Source organism: Chryseobacterium sp. SIMBA_028, assembly GCF_046535285.1.
GTDB lineage: Bacteria > Bacteroidota > Bacteroidia > Flavobacteriales > Weeksellaceae > Chryseobacterium.
The window spans coordinates 1-261 of sequence record NZ_JAWRWZ010000439.1; the positions used below are offsets into that span (position 1 = coordinate 1).

A 261-nucleotide genomic window follows, 5' to 3' on the forward strand; every position below is an offset into this window, starting at 1 on the left:
TCATCAGCAACCTTTTCAAAGGATAGAGCAGCGTCTTCACCTTTTCCGAATGCTTCAACTATCGAATCTGATAAACTCTGAGCAAAATCTTTAAAATCAACAGTCGTTACAGATAATTTAAAATCATCTACGATTTGCTGAATTTGACTATTGATATCATGTATCTCTTTAGAGTAGCTCGCTATTTTATCTTTGTCAGCTTTCTTCTTTTTGGACTCAGAAGCTCTCATTTCCTCGAGAATCTTTTGCTGTTCCTTAAGG

The 261-nt window shown here is 35.6% G+C and carries 1 protein-coding gene; it reads right to left on the reverse strand.

Going from position 1 to position 261, the window contains the following annotated elements; translation table 11 throughout:
• On the reverse strand, nt 1-261 hold a 261-nt coding region (locus SCA31_RS24040), incomplete at both ends, for a hypothetical protein (protein WP_410699508.1).